This window comes from Blastochloris viridis, assembly GCF_001402875.1.
Taxonomy (GTDB): domain Bacteria; phylum Pseudomonadota; class Alphaproteobacteria; order Rhizobiales; family Xanthobacteraceae; genus Blastochloris; species Blastochloris viridis.
In genome coordinates this window covers 2,277,439-2,297,009 of record NZ_CP012946.1, presented here as the reverse complement: position 1 = coordinate 2,297,009, position 19,571 = coordinate 2,277,439, and the positions used below count along the sequence as shown (strand labels likewise).

Sequence of the window (19,571 nt, the reverse complement as noted above, 5' to 3'; positions counted from 1 at the left end):
CAAGCTTTGACGGAGAACGCGATGGCCCGCCGCTCAAATGCCGAGCACGCTTACGTGGTCGCCTACGACATCTCCGACCCCAAGCGCTGGCGGCGGGTGTTCAAGACCATGAAGGGCTATGGCCGCTGGCTGCAGCTCTCGGTGTTCCACTGCCGGCTCGACGGTGGCCGCCGGGCCGAGATGGCCTCCGCGCTGGAGGACCTGATCGACCGCGACGCCGACCACGTCATCATCCTCGATCTCGGCCCGGCCGAGGATGTTGAGTTCGCGGTCGAGAGCCTGGGCAAGAGCTTCCAGCCGATCGAGCGGCGCGCGGTGGTGATCTGATCCGGTTTTGCGGCTGGTCAGTTCGGTCTCTTCTTCCTTTTCCCTCTCCCCTTGCGGGAGAGGTCGGCGAGGATGAGCGAAGCGAAATCCGCGCCGGGTGAGCTTTTCAAGCCGGCTCGGTTTTACCCGCCTCACGATCTTCGATTGCTCGGCATCCTCTCCCACAACAGCCTGCGCCCGGACGCAGGCAAGCCTGGCCGGGTGGGAAAGCGGAAAAAAGGGGCCGAGCGGATCATCCGAAAACCGCATGACCGCGCGGCCCGACCCGCCGGCAGGGCGATGATCGCGTCCTGGCGATGGCCTGGCCTGGACGCGAGCGCTGCGGCGAGGCAGATTTGTGCGGCAGCGCTCGCATCGGCGCAAGTCGCGGTAGCCACGACGCTATTTGACATCGTAAAGACGTTCGAACATGCTTCGTCGCGGTCCGGCCAACGCGACCGGCAGCACCGCTCGCATCCCGCACGGCAAGCCCCGGAACGATCTTCGGAAATGGCGGGGGCGGGCCTTTCCCGAGCAGCACGCTCGGGCCTCATTGAAGCGCCTCCATCAGCTTCAAGCCGCTCACTCGCGTCGAGACGGGCCTTTCCCGAGCAGCACGCTCGGGCCTCATTGAAGCCTCGTCATCGGTCAGATGAGCCGTCGCCATCTCGATGGCCTTTCCCGAGCAGCACGCTCGGGCCTCATTGAAGCCGCTTCCTGGTGGGCACCGACGCCTACCCCGGCCGCGGGCCTTTCCCGAGCAGCACGCTCGGGCCTCATTGAAGCACGGCACTGCGCGCCGCGGCAATCCGCGTCGCCCGGCAGGGCCTTTCCCGAGCAGCACGCTCGGGCCTCATTGAAGCGTCCACCACCAGCAGGGAGGCGTCACGCAGCGGGCTTGGCCTTTCCCGAGCAGCACGCTCGGGCCTCATTGAAGCTGGAGCGCGCGCCGCGTCGTGACGCCGGTGTCCACCGCGGCCTTTCCCGAGCAGCACGCTCGGGCCTCATTGAAGCGTGGCCATCGGCACCCAGCTCGGGTCCGACATCCTGGGCCTTTCCCGAGCAGCACGCTCGGGCCTCATTGAAGCGACCACTGGCTGTTTGGTGCCCCCGTTAAATGGGTGGGCCTTTCCCGAGCAGCACGCTCGGGCCTCATTGAAGCCCGGGAACAAGGTATACACCGGGGCCTACATGATCCGGGGCCTTTCCCGAGCAGCACGCTCGGGCCTCATTGAAGCGCCCAGGTGGTCTCGATGGTCTCCGACAGCCGCACCGCCTTTCCCGAGCAGCACGCTCGGGCCTCATTGAAGCCCAATATGCGCGATGACAGCGTGACGACTGATCGGGAGGCCTTTCCCGAGCAGCACGCTCGGGCCTCATTGAAGCAGCTGAGGCGTCGTCTTGTCCTTGCGCGGCTTGATCGCCTTTCCCGAGCAGCACGCTCGGGCCTCATTGAAGCTCTGCGTACTCGTGAGCCGCCGCGACCGGGACGGGCGGCCTTTCCCGAGCAGCACGCTCGGGCCTCATTGAAGGGTACCACTGCCCCATGGTCGCGCGGGTTGGCAGCGCAAGCCTTTCCCGAGCAGCACGCTCGGGCCTCATTGAAGGGCCATGGTCAGCCCTCCTGCATGACGTGGGCGACCGCCGCCTTTCCCGAGCAGCACGCTCGGGCCTCATTGAAGGCGCGTGATGGCCCGGATGTCGTTGCGGTCGGCCATCTCGTTGCCTTTCCCGAGCAGCACGCTCGGGCCTCATTGAAGGGCCGATATCGGCGAGGTGCTGGCGCATTACCTGGAGCGCCTTTCCCGAGCAGCACGCTCGGGCCTCATTGAAGCTTGTTCGGCGCCGATTGGGGCTTCAGCGTCGATCCGGCCTTTCCCGAGCAGCACGCTCGGGCCTCATTGAAGCACCTATCCAGGATCGGCACGGGAGAGGGCGCGCAGGGCCTTTCCCGAGCAGCACGCTCGGGCCTCATTGAAGCTGTGGGGATGCGGCTTCTGCACGCCGCAACCGACAAGCCTTTCCCGAGCAGCACGGAGCTATGGCCGGAACTGGGTGATGACGGTGTGAGAGAGGCGGCGTATCGGGGCGGGTAACCAGCCTGCCCAACCCCTCCAGAGGAGAGCGATACGCCATGAGTGAAACTATCACCGTCGTCCGGCTGCGTCAGCCCGGCGAGATCGACGATCCCCTGACCGAGGTGCTGCGCGCGGGTGCGCGGCAGCTTTTGGCCCAGGCGATCGAGGCTGAGGTTGCGGCCTTCCTGGGCGACCTGAAGACCGAGAAGCTGGCCGACGGCCGTGACCGCATGGTGCGGCACGGGCACGGCCCGGAGCGGCTGATCCAGACCGGCATCGGGCCGGTGGCGGTTCAGCGTGCGAAAGTTCGTGACCGCTTGGACGTGCCGGCGGCGCAGAAAATCCGGTTCAGCTCGGCGCTGCTGCCGAAATGGGCGCGCCGGACGCGCAGCCTGGCCGACGACGCAGCATCAGCGCTGCTGGGTGCACAAGACCGCGAACGTGCTGAACAAGGTGGTGCAATCGGTGCAGCCCTCGATGAAGGCGGACCTTTCCGAGATCTGGCGCTCGCCGAACCGGGCTGCCGCCGAGACGGCGATCGACGTGTTCGCCGAGAAGTACGGCGCCAAGTACTCAAATGCGGTGGAGTGCGTGATCAAGGATCGCGAGCAGCTCCTGGCGTTCTACGATTTTCCCGCCGAGCACTGGGACCATTTGCGGACGACCAACCCGATTGAAAGCGTTTTTGCCACGGTTCGCCACAGAACGGTGCGCACCAAGGGCGCGCTGTCGCCGACGACGGCGAAGACGATGGTGTTCAAGCTGGTGCAGACGGCCTCGAAAACCTGGCGCTGCCTGAAAGGCCAGAATCAGTTGCCCAAGCTGGTCGAGGGTGTCAGATTCGCCGACGGGTACGAGGTCACCGACACGTCGTCCACAAGCGCCGCCTGATCGCCCGTCACCCAGTTTCCAGCATAGCTCTTGCCACGGTGACTATGCCTGAATTGGCCGGTCACGGCTGCGGCACTCCCTGGTCCCTTCGGGCCGTTTCCGCTTGAGGGCGCACCCATCCGGATCCGGCCCGGCGCCACTTTGGCCCAGGCCGGCGCCCGCCGGGGCGATGGTGCGTGTCGGCAGCCGTGTTTGCGCAGCGGCGGCCCAGCGCTGCCGGCAGTCCACCACCGGCCGGGGCGAGGCTCGCCCCGGCGTCACGCCGGCTGGCCGCCGGGGCCGAGCTGGATGCGCCTCAGCGCCGCCACCAGCGCGTCGACGTCCTCGCAGGTGTTGTAGAAGGCGAGTGAGGCCCGCACCGTGCTTTCCAGGCCGAAGCGGCGCAGGATCGGCTGGGCGCAGTGGTGGCCGGCGCGCACGGCGATGCCCTCGCGGTCGAGCGCCTTGCCGACCTCCTCGGCGCTGTGCCCCGCCAGCACGAACGACAGCACGCTGGCCTTCTCCCGCGCGGTGCCGATCAGCTTGAGGCCGGGCACGGTGGCAAGGCCCAGCGTGGCGTAGTCGAGCAGGCCGTGCTCGTAATGCTGGATGGTCGGCATGCCGATGCGTTCGAGATAGTCGACCGCGGCGCCGAGTCCGACCGCGTCGGCGATGTTGCCGGTGCCGGCCTCGAACCGCTCCGGCGCGCCGTGATAGAGCGTGCGCTCGAACGTGACGTCGGCGATCATGTTGCCGCCGCCCTGCCACGGCGGCATCGCCTCCAGGATCGCGCGGCGGCCGTACAGCACGCCGATGCCGGTGGGGCCGAACATCTTGTGGCCCGACAGCACGAAGAAGTCGCAGCCGATCGCCTGCACGTCGGTCGGCATGTGCGACACCGATTGCGCGCCGTCGACCAGAACGCAGGCGCCGAAGCGATGCGCGGCCGCGGTCATCTCGGTGACCGGCGTGATGGTGCCGAGCGCGTTGGCCACTGCTGTGATGGCGACCAGCTTGGTGCGCGGGCCGAGCAGCCGCTCGAACTCCGAAAGAATGATTTGGCCGGTGTCGTCGACCGGCGCGACGCGCAGCTTGGCGCCGGTGACGGCGCACAGCTGCTGCCACGGCACAATGTTGGCGTGGTGCTCCAGCCAGGTGATCACGATCTCGTCGCCGGCCGCGATATTGGCGCGGCCCCACGATTGCGCGACGAGGTTGATGCCTTCGGTGGTGCCGCGCACGAACACGATCTCGTGCGGGTCGCCGGCGCCGATGAAGCGCTGCAGCTTGGCGCGGGCGTCCTCATAGGCGTCGGTCGATCGCGCGGCGAGGGTGTGGGCGCCGCGGTGGACGTTCGAGTTCTCGGTCCTATAGAACTGCGACAGCCGGTCGATCACCGCGTTGGGCTTCTGGGTGGTGGCGCCGTTGTCGAGCCACACCAGCGGCCGGCCGTGAATGGTCTGCTGCAGGATCGGGAAATCCCGCCGCACCGCGCGCGGGTCAAACGGCCGAAGCCCGAGATCCGGCACGTGGCCGGTCGGCAGCTGCTGCACCGTTGGGGCGTAGGCGAGGTCCGCGCGCGGAACGCCGACGGCGGGCGCATCGACCTTCGGCACGGGCGCATCTGGCGCACGCGCACTCGGCACGGGCGCGGATGGGACCGCGGCCGACGCACGCTCGCCGAGGAAATAGAACGCGGCGTCGGGTGCCGGCTCGGGCATCCCCGCCAGGCTCGTCACCGGTGCCGCGAACGAGATCACCGACATCGCGCCGCCGAGCGAGTGCGGCAACGCGGCGTAGTCGACCGCATTGGCAAGCGCCGGCGGCGTTGCGACCGTCGGCGCCGGCACGTCGGCCGGCGTCCGCGACAGCAGCGGCACCGATGGCAGCGCCGCGCCGAATGCGGGCAGGCCGGTCGGTGCTCCGACGGCGGCCGCGCCCGGCGCCGTGGCCGCAGCGGGGGCGGGGGGAAGGCCGGGGCTGGCCAACGCCGCCGGCAGCACCGGCACGCCGCGTGGCATCGACGCCGACGGCAATGCCGCGCCGGGGCCGGCGGGCGGAACGCTTGAGCCGGGCAACGCGGCGAACACCGCGTTGGCAAGCTCGGCGATGAAGTTGGGGTCGAGGGCGCCGGCGCCCGCCGGGTTACTTATAGTCATGGTAGCGATCGACGGTGACGTTTTCGAGCACGGCCAGCGCGTCGTGGGTCAGCACCGCGACCGAGCAATAGAGCGAGATCAGATAGGAGGCGATCGCCTTGCGGTTGATGCCCATGAAGCGGACCGACAGGCTCGGCGCCACTTCGCCGGGCACCCCCGGCTGGAACAGCCCGACCACGCCCTGCTTCTTCTCGCCGGTGCGCAGCAGCAGGATGCTGGTCTTGTCGCCGTCGACATAGAGCTTGTCGCACGGCACCAGCGGCAACCCGCGCCAGGTGAGGAACGGCGAGCCGAACAGCGTGACGGTGGGCGGCGGCACGCCGCGTCGGGTGCATTCGCGCCCGAACGCCGCGATCGCCCGTGGGTGGGCGAGAAAGAACGCCGGCTCCTTCCACACCTTGGTGATCAGCTCGTCGAGGTCGTCGGGGGTCGGCGGCCCGCTGCGCGTGCCGATGCGCTGGGACGGCGCGGCGTTGTTGAGCAGGCCATACTCGGCATTGTTGATGAGCTCAGCCTCCTGGCGCTCCTTGACCTTCTCGATCAGGAGCCGCAGCTGCTCCTGGATCTGGTCGTAGGGGTGATTGTAGAGGTCTGACACCCGGGTCTGGACGTCGAGCACGGTGGTGATGGCATTGAGCGAATACTCGCGGGGGGCCTCTTCGTAATCGACAAAAGTCTCCGGCAAATCGGGGTCGTGGTCGCGGCGCGGGCTGCACTGCACGTCGGCCGCCTGGCCTTCCGCTTCCCGAACGCGGTTGAGGCGATAGATGCCGGCCTCCACCGGCGTCCACGGCAGGAAGTTGACCAGCCAGCGCGGCGAAATGCCGGACCATTGTGCGCGGGTCTTGGTCGCATTGGCGAGTTGTCGCGCGGCGCCTTCGGAAAGCGTCCTGCGGACTTCGGTGTCTTCGGCCATCAATGGTGCCCTTTGTTCAGCTCACCCACGCGATGACAGAGCACCGGCGCCGCATGAAGGCACGCGGTGCCGGTGTTGAAAGGTCCTGCGGATCGTCCGGTTTGTTGCGGTCCGACGCGCCATCGTCGCCTGGATTTGACAGGGTCACGTTAGGTCGACCGATCAAGCTGGCAAGGAAAACTCGCCGCCTTGATGCGGTTTCCTTCGCTATATTGGCGTTCCGTCTGCATCAGCGGAGGCAGGCGGTGCAATCGCCAGGAGAAACCACCGTTCCACTGGAATGCCGCCCAGGAGCGGCGGCGTGCCTGCGCGGTCCCGCCGGCGGGCCGGGTTTTCGCCACAACCGGGCAGCCGACGGTCACGGCACCGGCGGAACGGACACCGGCGTGATCGGGCCGGCCCCATCCAGCGCCTGGGCAAGGTCGGCGATGATGTCGCCCGCATCCTCGATGCCGACCGAAAGCGTAACGGCCCGGTTCAGCCGTGCCGCTCAGGCTGCGCCCACCCCAGTGCAGCTACGCCAGCATCTCGATGAACGCCTTCACCCGCATGATCTGCTCTTCCGTCGGCGGCTCCTTGTGGACGTCCGTCTCCAGCGTGATGAGAGGGATGCCGGCGTGCTTGAAATGGTCGCGCTCGAGCTGCTGCATCAGGCTCGCATAGGGGCATCCCGTAATCGACGACGAGATGATGCCGCGCGCGCCGGTCTTGCGTACCTCCTCCTCGACCAGGATGCGGCGATAGGCCACCGATGCCCCGACCGCCTCGCCGAGATCGCCGCGGCTCTGGGCGTCGAGCACATAATGCGCAAGAGATTCGAGCGGCGGCAGATCCTCGCGATAGGTATCGGCGCCATGATAGACCCAGCCAACAATGGCGCCGTTGGACTCTTCGATTGCCTGGAATATTTGCACGTTCCCGACCGAGCCGGCGAGCACCACCGGAATGTAAGTGGGCGCCTCGGGCTCGTCGTCGAGGTCTTCCAGTTCGGCGATCAGCGTATCGAGCACCGCGCCGAACGCCTCCAAATCGCCGAAGCCGTGCATCGCCCCCATGAAGATCTGTCTGGTCTGGATGCCAGGAACGTCGAGCGGGTGTCGCGCGCGCAATTCGAGCAGCCGTGCAACCTTGCGCAGAACGCGGTTCTTGCGCCGGATCTCGACAGCGAGCCGCTCCTCGTCGACCGGCTTGCCGGTGAGCCAGTGCGACAGTCGCCGCAGCTCCTCGACCAGGAAGGCAATGCTCGCCGCGTTCTTGTCCTTCGAGCGGAACGCGGTGACGGTGTCGAGCGTGAAGATGTCGTAGCCGTCCTGCTTGGCCAGTTCGAGCACCGAATGGATCGGCTCGCAGCCAGAGCCAAAATGCAGGATGCGCTTGATCGGCGTGTCGCGGTCGATGTGAAGGCGCCCGAGCATCGCCTTGATCATCGAGCAGAACTCTGGCGGGACCTGGAAGTGATCCTCGGCGATCGCTTCGGAGGCCCGGCTCTCCTCCGCCCAGAGCTGGTCGTAGCTCACCGGAATGGTGTCGCTGGCATAGACCAGCGGAGATTCCCAGCTCCAGCCGCCCCAGATCACCGACTGGCCGGCCTCCGCGGCACGAGTGATCGAGCGAAACGAATAGCTGCGTGCCAGCGCATCGAGCGCCGCCAGCCCCTTGGACGCTCCGGGACCACGATGACGGCGGCGGGCGGCGGGGCGCGCCTCAATGTCAAGTGACAGCACATGGCTCATTGGAGTTGCTCCTCCGTTCGGGGCGAGTCGCCGTGTCTCGACGCAAGGGCGGTCCCTGCCGCGGCCTCGCTGCGCAGATCGGTGAGGATTTCGATGAAGGCTTCAATGCGCGTCTTCAGCTGCCCGTGATCGCTGTGCGAATAGTCGCTGGAGAGTTCGAGCACCGGAATGCCGAGCTGCTGAAAATGACCGACGAACGCCGAGCGGGTGATGCCGTAGCAGGCGCAGAATTTCAGATAGACGTAGACGAGTCCGTCCGCGCCGTACTCTTCCGCCAGCGCGGCGGGAAGTTCGAGGCTGTCCTCAAGCGGCTTCATGCGGGCGCAGGGCGCCTGATCGAGATAGCCATCCGCCAGCGCCTGGAAGGGATCGCCACCCTCTGGCACGGTATGGACGAAGGGTCTGAGCCCGGTGCAATGATCCTCGACGACGACCCGGGCACCGATCTCCTGCTCGATCAAGGCGACGAGCCGGCGATCGCCTTCGGCCATGATGCTACCAGAAATCATCAGGCGAACCGGCCGCGCGCCGGTATCGCGGAGGCGGCTCAACTTTCTGTGGAGTTTGCCGTAGACGTCGATCAGCGTCTCGGGCGGAAGGTAGTAATAGCCGCGAACCAATTCGAGAAAATCCAGCCCCGACAGCGGCGGGTTGGGTCGCTTGCGGAGTTCGGAGAGATTCTTCAGCAGCCGTCGCGCCTTGTTGTACCGCACAATCTGCGCCCGCACGTCGTCTTCGGTAATGGCCCGGCCGGCGAGTGCCGCGACATCATCGCGAAAGCGGATAATCTCGTCCCGGAAATAGCGGCGGGAGGCCGCCTCGCTGCGCAGTCGCGGCAGGTTGAACAGCGTCGTCGGCACGAACTGCTCGATCACCTCCGAGGCTCGCTTCATCGACGCACACGTGTGAAAATTGTAGAGCTTGTCGACGGCTCGGTAGAACGGGTCGCCGCTGCCTGGCTCGAACGCACCTATGCAGCTTTTGCTGAAATCACAGAATACGCTTTGGGTATAGCGCTCACCCTGCGAAACGGTCCGCGGGTCGCCAGCCTTGAACAGCCGTGCGTGCCGGAGTCCGGCGGCGTTGAGCAGTTCCGGCGGGGTATAGGCACAGAAATAACCGGCGCGTTTGATGTCATCCGGCGCCTCGACGAACGCCTTGCGCTCCGCCTCGATCAGCGCCCGGATCGGCACGAGGTCCGCCCCAAGCTGAGGAGCATCGTCGTTTTGCAGGCGGCCGTCGCCGGCCGGTATATTCGGCATGATCGTCTCTCCGCTGTCACTCGTAGGCACGCGCGGCAAGCCGGCGCGATCGCGCCACCGTTGCTGTCGAGATTTCGAAGTCAGCGGCGGCAGGGGTGTCGTGCCGGCGGTGACTCGTCCTCGCATCCGGGGCCAAGCCATTGGCCTCCCCCGGTGAAGTGCTGGCGGACTCACCATTCTGACGAACCAGCGCCGGTGTGTCGCCTGCGCTCGCACTCGCGGCGAACCGTCCGGCATGCACGGCAGCGCCGAGCGCGCCGGCAAAGATCATGTCGATCGGGTCCGCGGCGAACTTGGAGCCAATCAGTTCCTCCAGGGCCCGCCGCATGCCGACATTGTTGGCGACACCGCCAGTGAACACGAGTTCCGGTTCGGTGCCGACGCGGCCCAGCAAGGTCTTGACGCGCCGCGCCGAGGCGGCGTGAATGCCGGCCGCAATGTTGGCGCGCGCCTGCCCATCGCCATGGCGCTCGCCGCGCGCGCGCAGCGACACCATCTCCGATTCCGCGAACACCACGCATTGGCTTGAGATCTGCGCCGGCTCGGTCGCCGCCAGCGCAACCGGGCCAAGTTCGTCAAGGTCGAGCCCGAGCAGCACGGCGGCCTTTTCCAGGAAGCGGCCGGTGCCGGCGGCGCATTTGTCGTTCATGACGAACTGCACCACCTTGCCGGTCGCGGGGTCAATCCGGATGGCCTTGGAATCCTGGCCGCCGATGTCGATGATCGTCTGTGTGTGCGGGTTCAACGCGTGCGCGCCCATGGCGTGGCAGGTGATCTCGGTGACGACCTGATAGGGGATGTCCTCGTAGCGCAGAGAAATTCGGCCGTATCCGGTCCCGACGATGAACCTCACCTCGCGGCGCTCAAATCCGGCCTGTTGGAGCAAACGCGCGAGCAACTCGTCGGCAGTCTCCTGCATGTAGAGGCCGGTCGCGACGAACGTCGTGTGAATTTCGCTGGGCGTCAGCAGCACCCCCTTCGATCCGCGCGAGCCAATGTCGAGGCCGACGACAGGATGCCTCGGCGCGTGGCGCCACGGCGTCGCTCCGGCGATGTCGCTGATCTTCATGCACGGTCCCTCATGAACTGTTGCCTTTTATCGCTGCTCGGCATCGATCGTCCGCGCGCAGCCGGCGCACAAATCGATGGTCGAGCCGTCCATCAGATCAAGGGTAAGGCATCGCTCCGGGTGAGGCAATAAATAAAATACCATTCCAGTAGACTATAGCAGACTGCGTGCTACCTTGGCAGTCCTGCCGACCTCGGCGGCCGTTGCGGACGATGTGCTCATCGCCGATGTGCTCATCGCCATTGTCATGGAGGGTCTCGTGTCTGCGCCGGATCACGACAAGATGCAGAAGCGAGACGTTACATCGCGCGCGGCGCCTTCGTGCGTCGCCTCTCGCCGCGTCGGGTTGGCGGTCGGCGGGGCCGTCGGAGCGACCGTCCTGCGCCGTGATTTGATGGGTGAAACACTTCCGGCACGCACCGTGGCTCGACGCGCTGCCTTGCTGTCGGGGCTGCCTCTGTCGACAGGCGTGGGACGTTGCTTTGCGAGGGAGATCGCAATCACCGATCGGGCTGGAACGTTCAAGACAGTTTCCTTGATCGAGCTGGCAACGCGCAGCGCCGATCCTGTCAAGCTCGCGAAACGGATCCAAGACGGCGTCCTGATCTGAACCCCATTGTCTTGAACGGAGGCCCCATGACCAACTCGACCTTTGAGGATGTCGCGACCGTAACCTCTGTCGCCGACGCGACGCCAAGGCCGGACCGTGACACGTTCGCCGAGATCGCGCGATGCTGGATCGGCGGCCTGCTTGCGAGTTCTGCCTGGCTCGCCACCGCCGGCGTCAGCTCCTTTTGGCCGGACATCGCCGACAGCACATGGGAACGGACGCACGAGTTCGCGCTTCTGCTCGGGGCGGTGGCGGGAACAATCGCAGTGTTGACCCTCGCGAGCCGTTGGATTGGGCCGCTGAGGCGCATCCGCCGGGCGGCGCCATGGCTCACTGCGCTGGCAGCGTTGACGCTGGTCTGGGAGATCGCAACTGCAAAAGCGGCGCTGCTGCCGATGCCGTTCTTCCCTCCCCCCCAAGCAATTTTCGAAGTGCTGGTCGACGACAACTCACGCCTGATCGACTGCGTTCTCGCGTCAGGCCGTTTGCTCGCCGGCGGCTACGTGATCGGCGCCGTCTTCGGTTTCGTTGCCGGCGTTTCGATTGGATGGTCGCAGAAGGCCGGGTATTGGATCCATCCCATCCTGCGTTTCATTGGACCGCTGCCAGCAACCGCGTGGCTGCCGCTCGCCTTCTTTGTCTTTCCATCGAGCATGAGCGCCAGCACGTTCCTGATCGCGCTCGCGACCGGGTTTCCGGTGACCGTGCTAACCTGGTCCGGCATCGCCGGCGTCAATAGCACCTATTACGACGTCGGCCGTACCCTCGGGGCCAGCCAGCGTTTCCTGGTGCTCAAGGTCGCGATTCCCGCGGCCATGCCCTACGTGTTCGTCGGCCTGTTCATGGGGCTCGGAAGCTCGTTCGCGGTGCTGGTCGTCGCTGAGATGCTCGGCGTGAAGTCGGGCCTCGGCTGGTACCTGCAGTGGGCCCAGGGCTGGGCCGCCTACGCCAACATGTACACCGCGCTGTTCATCATGGCGCTGGCGTGCTCCGGGTTGATCACACTGTTGTTCCGCGCCCGCGACCATCTGTTGTCCTGGCAGAAGGGGCTGGTGCAATGGTGACCGCCAACGTTCAGACGAAGGAGCCGGAAACCCAACCGGAGAGCACAGGCACGACGCTCGAAGTCCTCGACGTCAGCCACCGGTTCAACCTTGGCGGCGAGCCTCTGCCGGTACTCGACCACATCGACCTCGCGGTTGCGCCCGGCGAGTTCGTTGCCCTGCTCGGCCCAAGCGGCTGCGGCAAGTCGACTCTGCTGCGGCTGGTTGCTGGCCTCGATCTGCCGAGCGAAGGCACGCTGCGGGTCGACGGCCGGCAAATCGAAGGGCCGGATCCCTCCCGCGTGGTGGTGTTTCAGGATCCGACGCTCTTTCCATGGCGCACGGTGTGGCAGAATGCTGCGCTCGGCCCAGAGGCACGCGGCCAGCTCCGCCAGCGTCGCTCCCGCATCGACGACGTGCTTCGTCTCGTCGGACTCTCGGCGTTTGCCAACGCCTATCCGCACCAGCTTTCCGGCGGCATGGCGCAGCGTGCGGCACTGGCACGGGCGTTGGTCAACGAGCCAAGCCTGCTGATTCTCGATGAGCCGCTCGGCAAACTCGACTCGCTCACCCGAATCGTCATGCAGGCCGAGTTGGTCGCACTCTGGCAGCGTTCTGGTTTCACGGCGTTGCTGGTCACCCACGATGTGGAAGAAGCGCTGTTCTTGGCGCAGCGCGTGATCGTGCTGAGTGACCGTCCGGCCCGCATCAAGGCCGAGATCGCCAATGACCGGCCCTACCCCCGCCGGCGCGGCGATCCGCATCTGACGAACCTACGTCATCGGGTGCTGGCCGAGCTTGGACTCGACGCAACTTGGTGAGGTGAAGCCGCCGTGCTGGCCTCGTGGACGAAACCCTCAATGCGCCTGATTTGATGGAGTCAGATCGGCGCTTGAGGAATCGTCAGGTCGGGTGGTCTCATGCTGAATCGGTTCCCGCGCTGCAGGCGATGCTCCCGGCGTCGAATGCCGGCTCCACAACAGCGGTCCGCGGTTCACGCTCCTAAATATGATAGATGATCGCAGGCTGCTTGACCTTGCCGATCGTGAGCATATCAGCAACCGTCATGCGGTCGAGCACCTCCGAGATCGCATCTCGCACGCGAACCATCGTGAGACGTACGGCACAGTCGGTCACGTCGTCACAATCCTGGCACGGGTGAAAGGCGGTCCGGCTCGCGCAGAGAATAGGGGCGAGCGGCCCGTCGAGCATGCGCACCGCGTCTCCGACTTTAATTTCACTGGCGGGCCGCGCCAGCATGTAGCCGCCGCCTGGACCTTTCTTGGCGAGAACAATACCCGCGTTGCGCAGATCGCCGAGGATCGCGTCCAGGAATTTTTTCGGGATATTGTTGGCCGTTGCGATCTCGACTGCCTGGGTGGTCTCGCCGCGTTCCAAGGTGGCCAAATGTACGAGGGCCTTGAGACCGTATTTTCCTTTTGCTGTCAGCACCGCGCGAATCCGCTATTTGGCGTGGGACGAAATGAATGAGCAATTCCGTCTACCATTAATGTATGCTATAGAAAATATCTAGCGTAAATTGGCGAGGTTGGGGTCCACTCCTGTCGTGATGAAGCGCGACGCTGATCACTGCGAAACCGGCCCATGGCTCGCGCCCTCCGGCGGATTCGGCGCAGGTTCTTCCGCTGTCGGAGGCGACGGCGGCGGCACTCCGTTCAAAATGACGCGCGTGATTTTCTGTCGCTGATCGGAAGGGCAACCAGCGTGAGCCGGAGTCCGGCCGATCAAGCCGGGACCCGTTTTTTGAGGGTTGCCTCAGACCGTGATGAGGTTCGAGATTTTTGGGATGAGCCCGACGTGGCTTCCCAGAACCTGCACAAGCGGCGCTCTATTTGTGTGTCATGCTTCAGCGCGACAGCATTTCCACGAAGGCGCGGACGCGGGTCAATAATTGGCCGGTGGGCGGGCCGACCTGGAACGAGCCTTCCAGGAAAATCCCCTGGATGCCGCGACGGCGAAAATATTCGGCCTGTATCTCCCGATGCACGCTGCCGAACGAGCACCCGATATACCCATAAAACAGGATGCCCTGCGCGCCGAACTCCGGCAGGTATTCCTCGATCCGCTGAAGCTGGCGTACCGGAGAGCCGAGCGTGCGCGCTGTCACGATATAGTCGGCATAGGCTTCCAGTGGAGGCAGGTCCTCGCGGTAATCGCGCGTCCAGTCGTCAGCATTGTGCCACGCGGTGATGGTGCCGCCGGCATCGTCGATGGTCTTGTAGACGCCGAATTCCTGGCCGCGTCCGCCGACCCAGGCCAGCCGCACCAGCTTGTCGGCAGGGCGCGGCGCGGCCGCAGAGGCTTCAAGCTCCTCGATCAGCGTGTCGAGCACGTCCTCGTATTGCTCGGGCTTGCCAAAATAATGCGTCATGCCCATCAGCACATACATCGTCGCCAAGCTGCGGATATAGAGTGGGTCACGGACCCGCAGTCGTAGAATGCGGCGCAGCTTTGCCAGGATGCGGTTGGCGCGGCGGATCTCGCCGGCCAACCGGGTTTCGTCGAGCGGCCCTCCCGTCAGCCAGCGCACCAGATCGACCAGTTCGTCGGCCAAGAACGCTTGAAGCTGCGCCACCCGCTCGGCGTCGTCGGCGACATTCGGGCGATTGACCGCCTCGACCCGGAACACCTCAAAGCCCTCGTCCTTGAGCAGCTCCCAGGCGAGGTTCAGCGGCTCGCACTGGGCGTTGTAGACCACCAGGCGACGCGGCGTCTGCGCGGCACGCAGATAAAATTCGCCCAGAATCGCGCCAACCATGGCACAGGATTCCTTGGGCAACTGAAAATAGTCTTCGGCGGCCGCCAACGAGTCGCTGGAGCCGAGCCGCCCGAGTTCGCTGATCGGGATCGGCAGTGTGTCGCTGGCATAGAACAGCGGCGCAAGAAATGGCACGCTGGTCCACGCCACGCCGCGACCGTTACGCGCCGCACCCTCGGCATCGTCGATGAAATCGAGCACAAGATCGAACAGGCGCGCTACCGCTGGGGAGTAGCCGTGGTCGCGCCGCGTCTCCTCCATATAGGCGAGCTGGCTGTCGAGCGCTTCGGTGGTGCGGAGCTTCTCTGTCTGCGTGCCGCTACGCACCCGTGTCAGGTCGAGAAGGTTCAATCCCTGGCCGGCAGCCGCAATTCCGGTCGATGCCATCTCATGCCTCCGCTTTCTCGGTCAGAACTTCCACGAACGCCTCAAGCCGTGTCTTGATCTGACCGTCGTCGCCTTGAGAATAATCGTTGGCCAGTTCCAGCACCGGAAAGCCCGCCTCCTGAAAGGCGTTGAGGAATTTTCCCTTGGTCAGCCCGTAGCAGGGACAGAACTTGAGGTAGGTGAACAGCACGCCGTCGACGTCGTATTCGCGCGCGAGGTTCACCGCGAACTCCACCCGACGATCAAGCGGAACCTGACGGGCGCACGGCGCACGGTCCAGATAGGCCTCGGCGAGCGCGCGCCACGGATCGCCGGCGGCGTTGGTGTCTTGATAGAATGGGCTGAGACCGGTGCAGTGATCCTCGACCACGATGGCGGCGCCGATCTCGTCCTCGACAAGATCGAGGATCTTGCGATCACCGTCGGCGATGATGCCGCCGCACATCATCAGCCTAAGCCGCCGCGCCCCCTGGTCCGGCACGCGGGTGAGTCGTTCACGCACCTCTTCCAGCAACGGGATCAGCTCTTCGGCCTCCAATGTCGCCGCCGCGCGTGCGATTTCAAGAAAGGCGCGCCCATCCAGCGGCGGGTTTCGCCGTTTGCGCAGGGCCGAGATATCGCGCACGATGGCGCGGACGCGGTTGAACAGGCCGATCTGCGCCTGCACGTCCTCATCATGGATTTCGCGACCGGTGAGCTGTTCGAGGTCACCTCGGAAGCTCAGGATTTCGGAGCGGAAGAAGGCGCGCGAGCCCTCGCGATCGGCATTGCGCGGGACGATGTAGCCGCGCGCCGGGCGGTAGAAATTGTCGATCGCCTGCGATGTCGCCCGCATCGCGTCGCAGGTGTAAAAGGTGAATACTTGGTCGACCGCCTCGTTCACAGGTGTTTTGGTTTCGAACTGGCCGAGCACCGCTTTGGTGAAGTCGCAGAATACGCTCTTGGTGATGCGCTCTCCGCGCGAGACATCCTCGGAGCTGCCGCATTTCAGCAGGCGAATGAACGCCGCCCCCGACGCACCGAGCAACTCGACCGGGGTGTAGTTGCACAGATACGCCGCCTTCTTGACATCGGTGCGGGCGACGAACCGGGCTTCGGCCAGGGCGATGCGCGCGGTCACGTCGGAGACGTCACATCCAGTGCTGGTCTGGCGCGCCAAGGTGCGGCGCCGCTCCGTCAGGAATTGTTGGGCATAGATCGCCGCTCCAAGCGCGCCGGCATAAATGGCATCGATCCGAGTCGGCTTGATCGGAAAGCCGATCAGCACCTCCAGCGCGTGCTTCATGCCGGCATTGTTCGAGACCCCGCCGGTGAAAACGAGATCCTCTTGCAGCGGAACCTTGCTGACCAGATTGCGCACGCGCCGGGCTGAAGCAAAGTGGATGCCGGCGGCGATATCCTGCCGCGGCACGCCGCGGGCCCGCAGCGAAATGATCTCCGATTCGGCGAACACCGTGCATTGGCTGCTGATCTGCGGATGCGAACTGGCTTCAAGCGAGGCCGGGCCGACCTCCTTGACGGTATAGTCGAGCAGAGCCGCGGCCTTCTCCAGGAAACGCCCGGTTCCGGCTGCGCACTTGTCGTTCATGATGAACTTGGCAACTTTTCCGGTGTCGGGATCAACCTGGATCGCCTTGGAATCCTGCCCGCCGATGTCGACGATCGTCCGGGTTGCTGCATTGAGAAAATGCGCCCCCATGGCATGGCAGGCAATCTCGGTGATGATTTCGCTGGGGATGTTGTCAAAGCGCAGCGCCACCCGGCCATAGCCGGTGCCGACGGCATAATCGATATCAGCCTCGCTCAGATTTGCCAGACCGAGCAGGTCGGCAAGCAGTTCGTCGGCGGTGACCTGCATGTTCACGCCGGTCCAGACCTTGGCAACGAACGCCTCTCCATCGTGGAGCAGCACGCCCTTCGCCGCCCGCGAGCCGATGTCCAGGCCGAGCACCGTGGCCTCGGAAACGCGCTCGACAAGCACCGGATCGATGACGTCCTGAATCGACAGCATTGGGGCCTCGTTGTCCTGTCCGGAGTGTTTGGCTATGTCAGGCGTGTCCGGCCTGATAGTGCCGCTGCGCGATGACGGCTGCGCCGATCGCGCCGGCATAGACCATGTCGAGCTTTGGCGTGGTGATCGGGTGGCCGATCAGATCCTCCAGCGCCCGCTTCATGCCGAGATTGTTGGAGACGCCGCCAGAGAACACCAGTTCCGGATCAAGCCCCACCCGGTTGACCAGATTGCGCACCCGCCGCGCCGAGGCGTAGTGGATCGCCGCGGCGATATCCTCCGGATGCTCGCCCTTGGCCTTCAGCGAGATCACCTCGGATTCGGCGAACACCACGCACTGGCTGCTGATCTCGATCTTCTTTTTCGCCTGCAGCGACTTCTCACCAAGCTCGTCCAGCCGATAGCCGAGCAGTTCGGCGATGCGCTCAAGAAACCGTCCGGTGCCGGCGGCGCATTTGTCGTTGAGGACGAATTCGACCACGCGCCCGTTGTCGGGGTCGACCCGGATTGCCTTGGCGTCCTGGCCACCGATGTCGATAATGGTTCGTGTTCCGCGATTGAGCGCGTGCGCACCCATGGCGTGGCACGAAATCTCGGTGACGATCGTGGTCGGCACATCGTCGTAGCTGAGCGCGATCCGGCCATATCCGGTGCCGACCACGAAGGCGACGTCATTGCGGACGATGCCGGCATCGCGCAGCAGCCGGCCGATCAACCGGTCGGCGGTTTCCTGGGAATCGACGCCGCTCGACGTAATGGCGGTGTAGACCGATCCGTTGCCGATCAGCGCGGCCTTGGCTTGGCGCGATCCGATATCGATGCCGATGGCGGGCACCGTCGGCAGATCCGAGACCAGGACATCGCCGAACAGCTCTTGGGCTTTCACGCGATCCCCTCCGGCCAATTACCCGTGCCTTCAACCGGTTCGATCGTGAGACATGTCGTTTTTGCGATCATGGCGATTTCTCATTTGCACCAAAGCCAAGCGCGGAACAGGACGGCGTCGCAAATGGCGCAGCGGCAGAACTCAGACAGGGTATCGTCATCACGACGAGACGCGCAAGAATAATTGACAAAAACGATATACTAATTATCGTCTTCCTATTGGCACAATCCCGCGTTCGCCCTGCGTTCTGCGGTGCAGACGTGAACAAGACACTGGGTCAGAATCCATCGCCTACCCCCCGCTGCGGTTGGGCATCAACGAACGCACCCGAAGGACCGCACGAATGGCACACCCGCTGCAAACCGCCACTGACCGGAAGACCGCACCCGACGGCGCCAGCAGCGAGGTGCCGCAACCGACACGGTTGAGCCGGCGTGCGCTGCTGCAGACGGCGGGCGCGACCGCATCGCTTTCGCTTCTCGCTGGGAGCGCATTGGCTCAACCCGCAGCGAGCGCACCGGCGGCGCCGGCCGTGATCCAGCCTTCGACCAAGATCACGATCATCTGGAACCCGTCGTCGCTGTGCCTCGTCGTAGTCGGCCTCGCCCAGCAGCGCGGCATCTTCGAAAAGCATGGTCTGGAAGTCGATACTCTCAATGTCGGCTCCGACACCAACGCGATTCTCGAGGCGGTCGCGCTCGGCAAGGCTGACGCGACGTCCAACAACATTCTTCGGTTCATCAAGCCGCTCGAGGCCGGCTTCGACGTCAAGCTGACCGCAGGCGTGCATGCCGGCTGTTCTTACCTGATCGCGTCCCGGGCCGCCGGTATCACGTCGATCGCCGATCTGCGCGGCAAGCGCATCGGCATGGCTGATCTCGCCAGCCCCAACAAGTTCCTCTACGCCTCGGTGCTGAAAAAGGCCGGCATCGATCCCGACAATGACATCACCTGGCGGCAGTTCCCGGCCGACGTGTTCTCGCTCGCGGTCGACAAGGGCGAGATCGACGCCTTCGTCGACAATCATCCCAACGCCTATTTCGTGGTCAAGCGCAGCCAGGGAAAATTGTTCGAGCTTGCCTCCAACGGCACCGGCGAACTGGGCATGCGAACGTGCTGCGTGCTGGCGATCCGCGGCTCGCTCATCCGTGAGAACCGGCCGGCGGCGGCCGGGCTGACCCGCGCCTTCGTGGAAGCGGCACTGCTGGTCGACGGCGACAATTCGCTCGCGGTCACTGCCGCCCGGCACTTCGCGCCGCATAAGGCCAGCGATGAGGAAATTGGCGAGATGATCGCAAGCTATCCCTACGACGCACAGCGCGGCTGCCCGACCGGCGAGGAGTTCCGCCAGCAGGTGCTGTCCTATGCCCGCGACCTCAAGGAGGTCGGCGTCCTCAAGCCGGGCACGGACCCGGTTCGATTCACCAACCGGGTGTTCGTCGATCTGCTCAAGGCCTGATGC

At 65.1% G+C, this 19,571-nt stretch carries 14 protein-coding genes, 1 pseudogene and 1 CRISPR repeat array; of the genes and pseudogenes, 6 read left to right on the top strand and 9 right to left on the bottom strand.

All coding sequences use genetic code 11. From position 1 onward, the window contains the following. Positions 1 to 21 precede the first annotated feature (21 nt). Complete coding sequence (gene cas2 / locus BVIR_RS10135; RefSeq protein ID WP_055038758.1) at positions 22 to 327, top strand: CRISPR-associated endonuclease Cas2; 306 nt, start codon at positions 22 to 24, stop codon at positions 325 to 327. Between the two features lie 502 nt (positions 328 to 829). After that, a CRISPR array of direct repeats spans positions 830 to 2,287; the repeat unit is 37 nt; unit sequence GCCTTTCCCGAGCAGCACGCTCGGGCCTCATTGAAGC. Between the two features lie 153 nt (positions 2,288 to 2,440). Continuing rightward, positions 2,441 to 3,275: pseudogene (locus BVIR_RS16435) on the top strand (transposase). Between the two features lie 257 nt (positions 3,276 to 3,532). Here the strand turns inward: BVIR_RS16435 and BVIR_RS10125 are convergent. The 5 genes from BVIR_RS10125 to BVIR_RS10105 form a co-directional block, all read right to left on the bottom strand. Continuing rightward, positions 3,533 to 5,413: a family 2A encapsulin nanocompartment cargo protein cysteine desulfurase gene (locus BVIR_RS10125; protein WP_055037557.1), complete on the bottom strand. Its 1,881-nt coding sequence runs from the start codon at positions 5,411 to 5,413 to the stop codon at positions 3,533 to 3,535. After that, the gene (locus tag BVIR_RS10120) at positions 5,400 to 6,329 is read right to left on the bottom strand and encodes a family 2A encapsulin nanocompartment shell protein (protein WP_055037556.1); all 930 of its coding nucleotides are present in this window, start codon (positions 6,327 to 6,329) and stop codon (positions 5,400 to 5,402) included. Before BVIR_RS10120 ends, BVIR_RS10125 begins: the two co-directional genes overlap by 14 nt. Positions 6,330 to 6,844: 515 nt before the next feature. After that, complete coding sequence (locus tag BVIR_RS10115) at positions 6,845 to 8,062, bottom strand: 2-hydroxyacyl-CoA dehydratase family protein (protein WP_055037555.1); 1,218 nt, start codon at positions 8,060 to 8,062, stop codon at positions 6,845 to 6,847. Next, positions 8,059 to 9,324 (bottom strand): 2-hydroxyacyl-CoA dehydratase subunit D, encoded by a 1,266-nt coding sequence (locus BVIR_RS10110; RefSeq protein WP_082416962.1) that lies wholly within the window; start codon positions 9,322 to 9,324, stop codon positions 8,059 to 8,061. Before BVIR_RS10110 ends, BVIR_RS10115 begins: the two co-directional genes overlap by 4 nt. Positions 9,325 to 9,340: 16 nt before the next feature. Further along, a complete protein-coding gene (locus tag BVIR_RS10105; RefSeq protein WP_082416960.1) occupies positions 9,341 to 10,393 on the bottom strand; it encodes an acyl-CoA dehydratase activase in 1,053 nt (350 codons plus the stop codon). A 175-nt stretch (positions 10,394 to 10,568) separates the two neighbouring features. Here BVIR_RS10105 and BVIR_RS10100 point away from each other — a divergent pair, with 175 nt between their 5' ends. Genes BVIR_RS10100 through BVIR_RS10090 form a run of 3 tightly spaced genes read left to right on the top strand, consistent with a single transcriptional unit; the run spans position 10,569 to position 12,867 of the window. Beyond that, the gene (locus BVIR_RS10100; protein WP_055037554.1) at positions 10,569 to 11,003 is read left to right on the top strand and encodes a hypothetical protein; all 435 of its coding nucleotides are present in this window, start codon (positions 10,569 to 10,571) and stop codon (positions 11,001 to 11,003) included. 26 nt (positions 11,004 to 11,029) lie between these two features. Next, positions 11,030 to 12,067, top strand: coding sequence for an ABC transporter permease (locus BVIR_RS10095; RefSeq protein ID WP_055037553.1), 1,038 nt, complete (start codon positions 11,030 to 11,032; stop codon positions 12,065 to 12,067). Beyond that, on the top strand, positions 12,061 to 12,867 hold the full coding sequence (locus BVIR_RS10090; RefSeq protein WP_055037552.1) for an ABC transporter ATP-binding protein: 807 nt from the start codon (positions 12,061 to 12,063) through the stop codon (positions 12,865 to 12,867). Before BVIR_RS10095 ends, BVIR_RS10090 begins: the two co-directional genes overlap by 7 nt. Before the next feature lie 181 nt (positions 12,868 to 13,048). Here the strand turns inward: BVIR_RS10090 and BVIR_RS10085 are convergent, their stop codons facing one another. From BVIR_RS10085 to BVIR_RS10070, 4 genes are all read right to left on the bottom strand, one after another. Continuing rightward, on the bottom strand, positions 13,049 to 13,498 hold the full coding sequence (locus tag BVIR_RS10085; RefSeq protein WP_055037551.1) for an RrF2 family transcriptional regulator: 450 nt from the start codon (positions 13,496 to 13,498) through the stop codon (positions 13,049 to 13,051). 415 nt (positions 13,499 to 13,913) lie between these two features. After that, positions 13,914 to 15,212, bottom strand: a complete 1,299-nt coding sequence (locus tag BVIR_RS10080; protein ID WP_055037550.1) for a 2-hydroxyacyl-CoA dehydratase family protein — start codon at positions 15,210 to 15,212, stop codon at positions 13,914 to 13,916. A 1-nt stretch (position 15,213) separates the two neighbouring features. Continuing rightward, positions 15,214 to 17,322, bottom strand: a complete 2,109-nt coding sequence (locus tag BVIR_RS10075) for a 2-hydroxyacyl-CoA dehydratase (RefSeq protein ID WP_197604436.1) — start codon at positions 17,320 to 17,322, stop codon at positions 15,214 to 15,216. Next, positions 17,261 to 18,109 carry an acyl-CoA dehydratase activase gene (locus tag BVIR_RS10070; RefSeq protein WP_055037548.1) on the bottom strand — a complete coding sequence of 283 codons (849 nt, stop codon included), beginning with the start codon at positions 18,107 to 18,109 and terminating at the stop codon, positions 17,261 to 17,263. Before BVIR_RS10070 ends, BVIR_RS10075 begins: the two co-directional genes overlap by 62 nt. Before the next feature lie 307 nt (positions 18,110 to 18,416). On the opposite strand from BVIR_RS10070, the gene BVIR_RS10065 reads away from it, so the two are divergent. Beyond that, the gene (locus BVIR_RS10065) at positions 18,417 to 19,568 is read left to right on the top strand and encodes an ABC transporter substrate-binding protein (protein WP_145912000.1); all 1,152 of its coding nucleotides are present in this window, start codon (positions 18,417 to 18,419) and stop codon (positions 19,566 to 19,568) included. Positions 19,569 to 19,571 lie beyond the last annotated feature (3 nt).

Coding starts and splice junctions, on each gene's coding strand:
- cas2 (WP_055038758.1), top strand. CDS start 22: ATGGCCCGCCGCTCAAATGCCGAGCACGCTTACGTGGTCGCCTACGAC.
- BVIR_RS10080 (WP_055037550.1), bottom strand. CDS start 15,212: ATGGCATCGACCGGAATTGCGGCTGCCGGCCAGGGATTGAACCTTCTC.
- BVIR_RS10075 (WP_197604436.1), bottom strand. CDS start 17,322: ATGCCGGCGCGATCGGCGCAGCCGTCATCGCGCAGCGGCACTATCAGG.
- BVIR_RS10120 (WP_055037556.1), bottom strand. CDS start 6,329: ATGGCCGAAGACACCGAAGTCCGCAGGACGCTTTCCGAAGGCGCCGCG.
- BVIR_RS10090 (WP_055037552.1), top strand. CDS start 12,061: ATGGTGACCGCCAACGTTCAGACGAAGGAGCCGGAAACCCAACCGGAG.
- BVIR_RS10105 (WP_082416960.1), bottom strand. CDS start 10,393: ATGAAGATCAGCGACATCGCCGGAGCGACGCCGTGGCGCCACGCGCCG.
- BVIR_RS10115 (WP_055037555.1), bottom strand. CDS start 8,062: ATGAGCCATGTGCTGTCACTTGACATTGAGGCGCGCCCCGCCGCCCGC.
- BVIR_RS10095 (WP_055037553.1), top strand. CDS start 11,030: ATGACCAACTCGACCTTTGAGGATGTCGCGACCGTAACCTCTGTCGCC.
- BVIR_RS10125 (WP_055037557.1), bottom strand. CDS start 5,413: ATGACTATAAGTAACCCGGCGGGCGCCGGCGCCCTCGACCCCAACTTC.
- BVIR_RS10110 (WP_082416962.1), bottom strand. CDS start 9,324: ATGCCGAATATACCGGCCGGCGACGGCCGCCTGCAAAACGACGATGCT.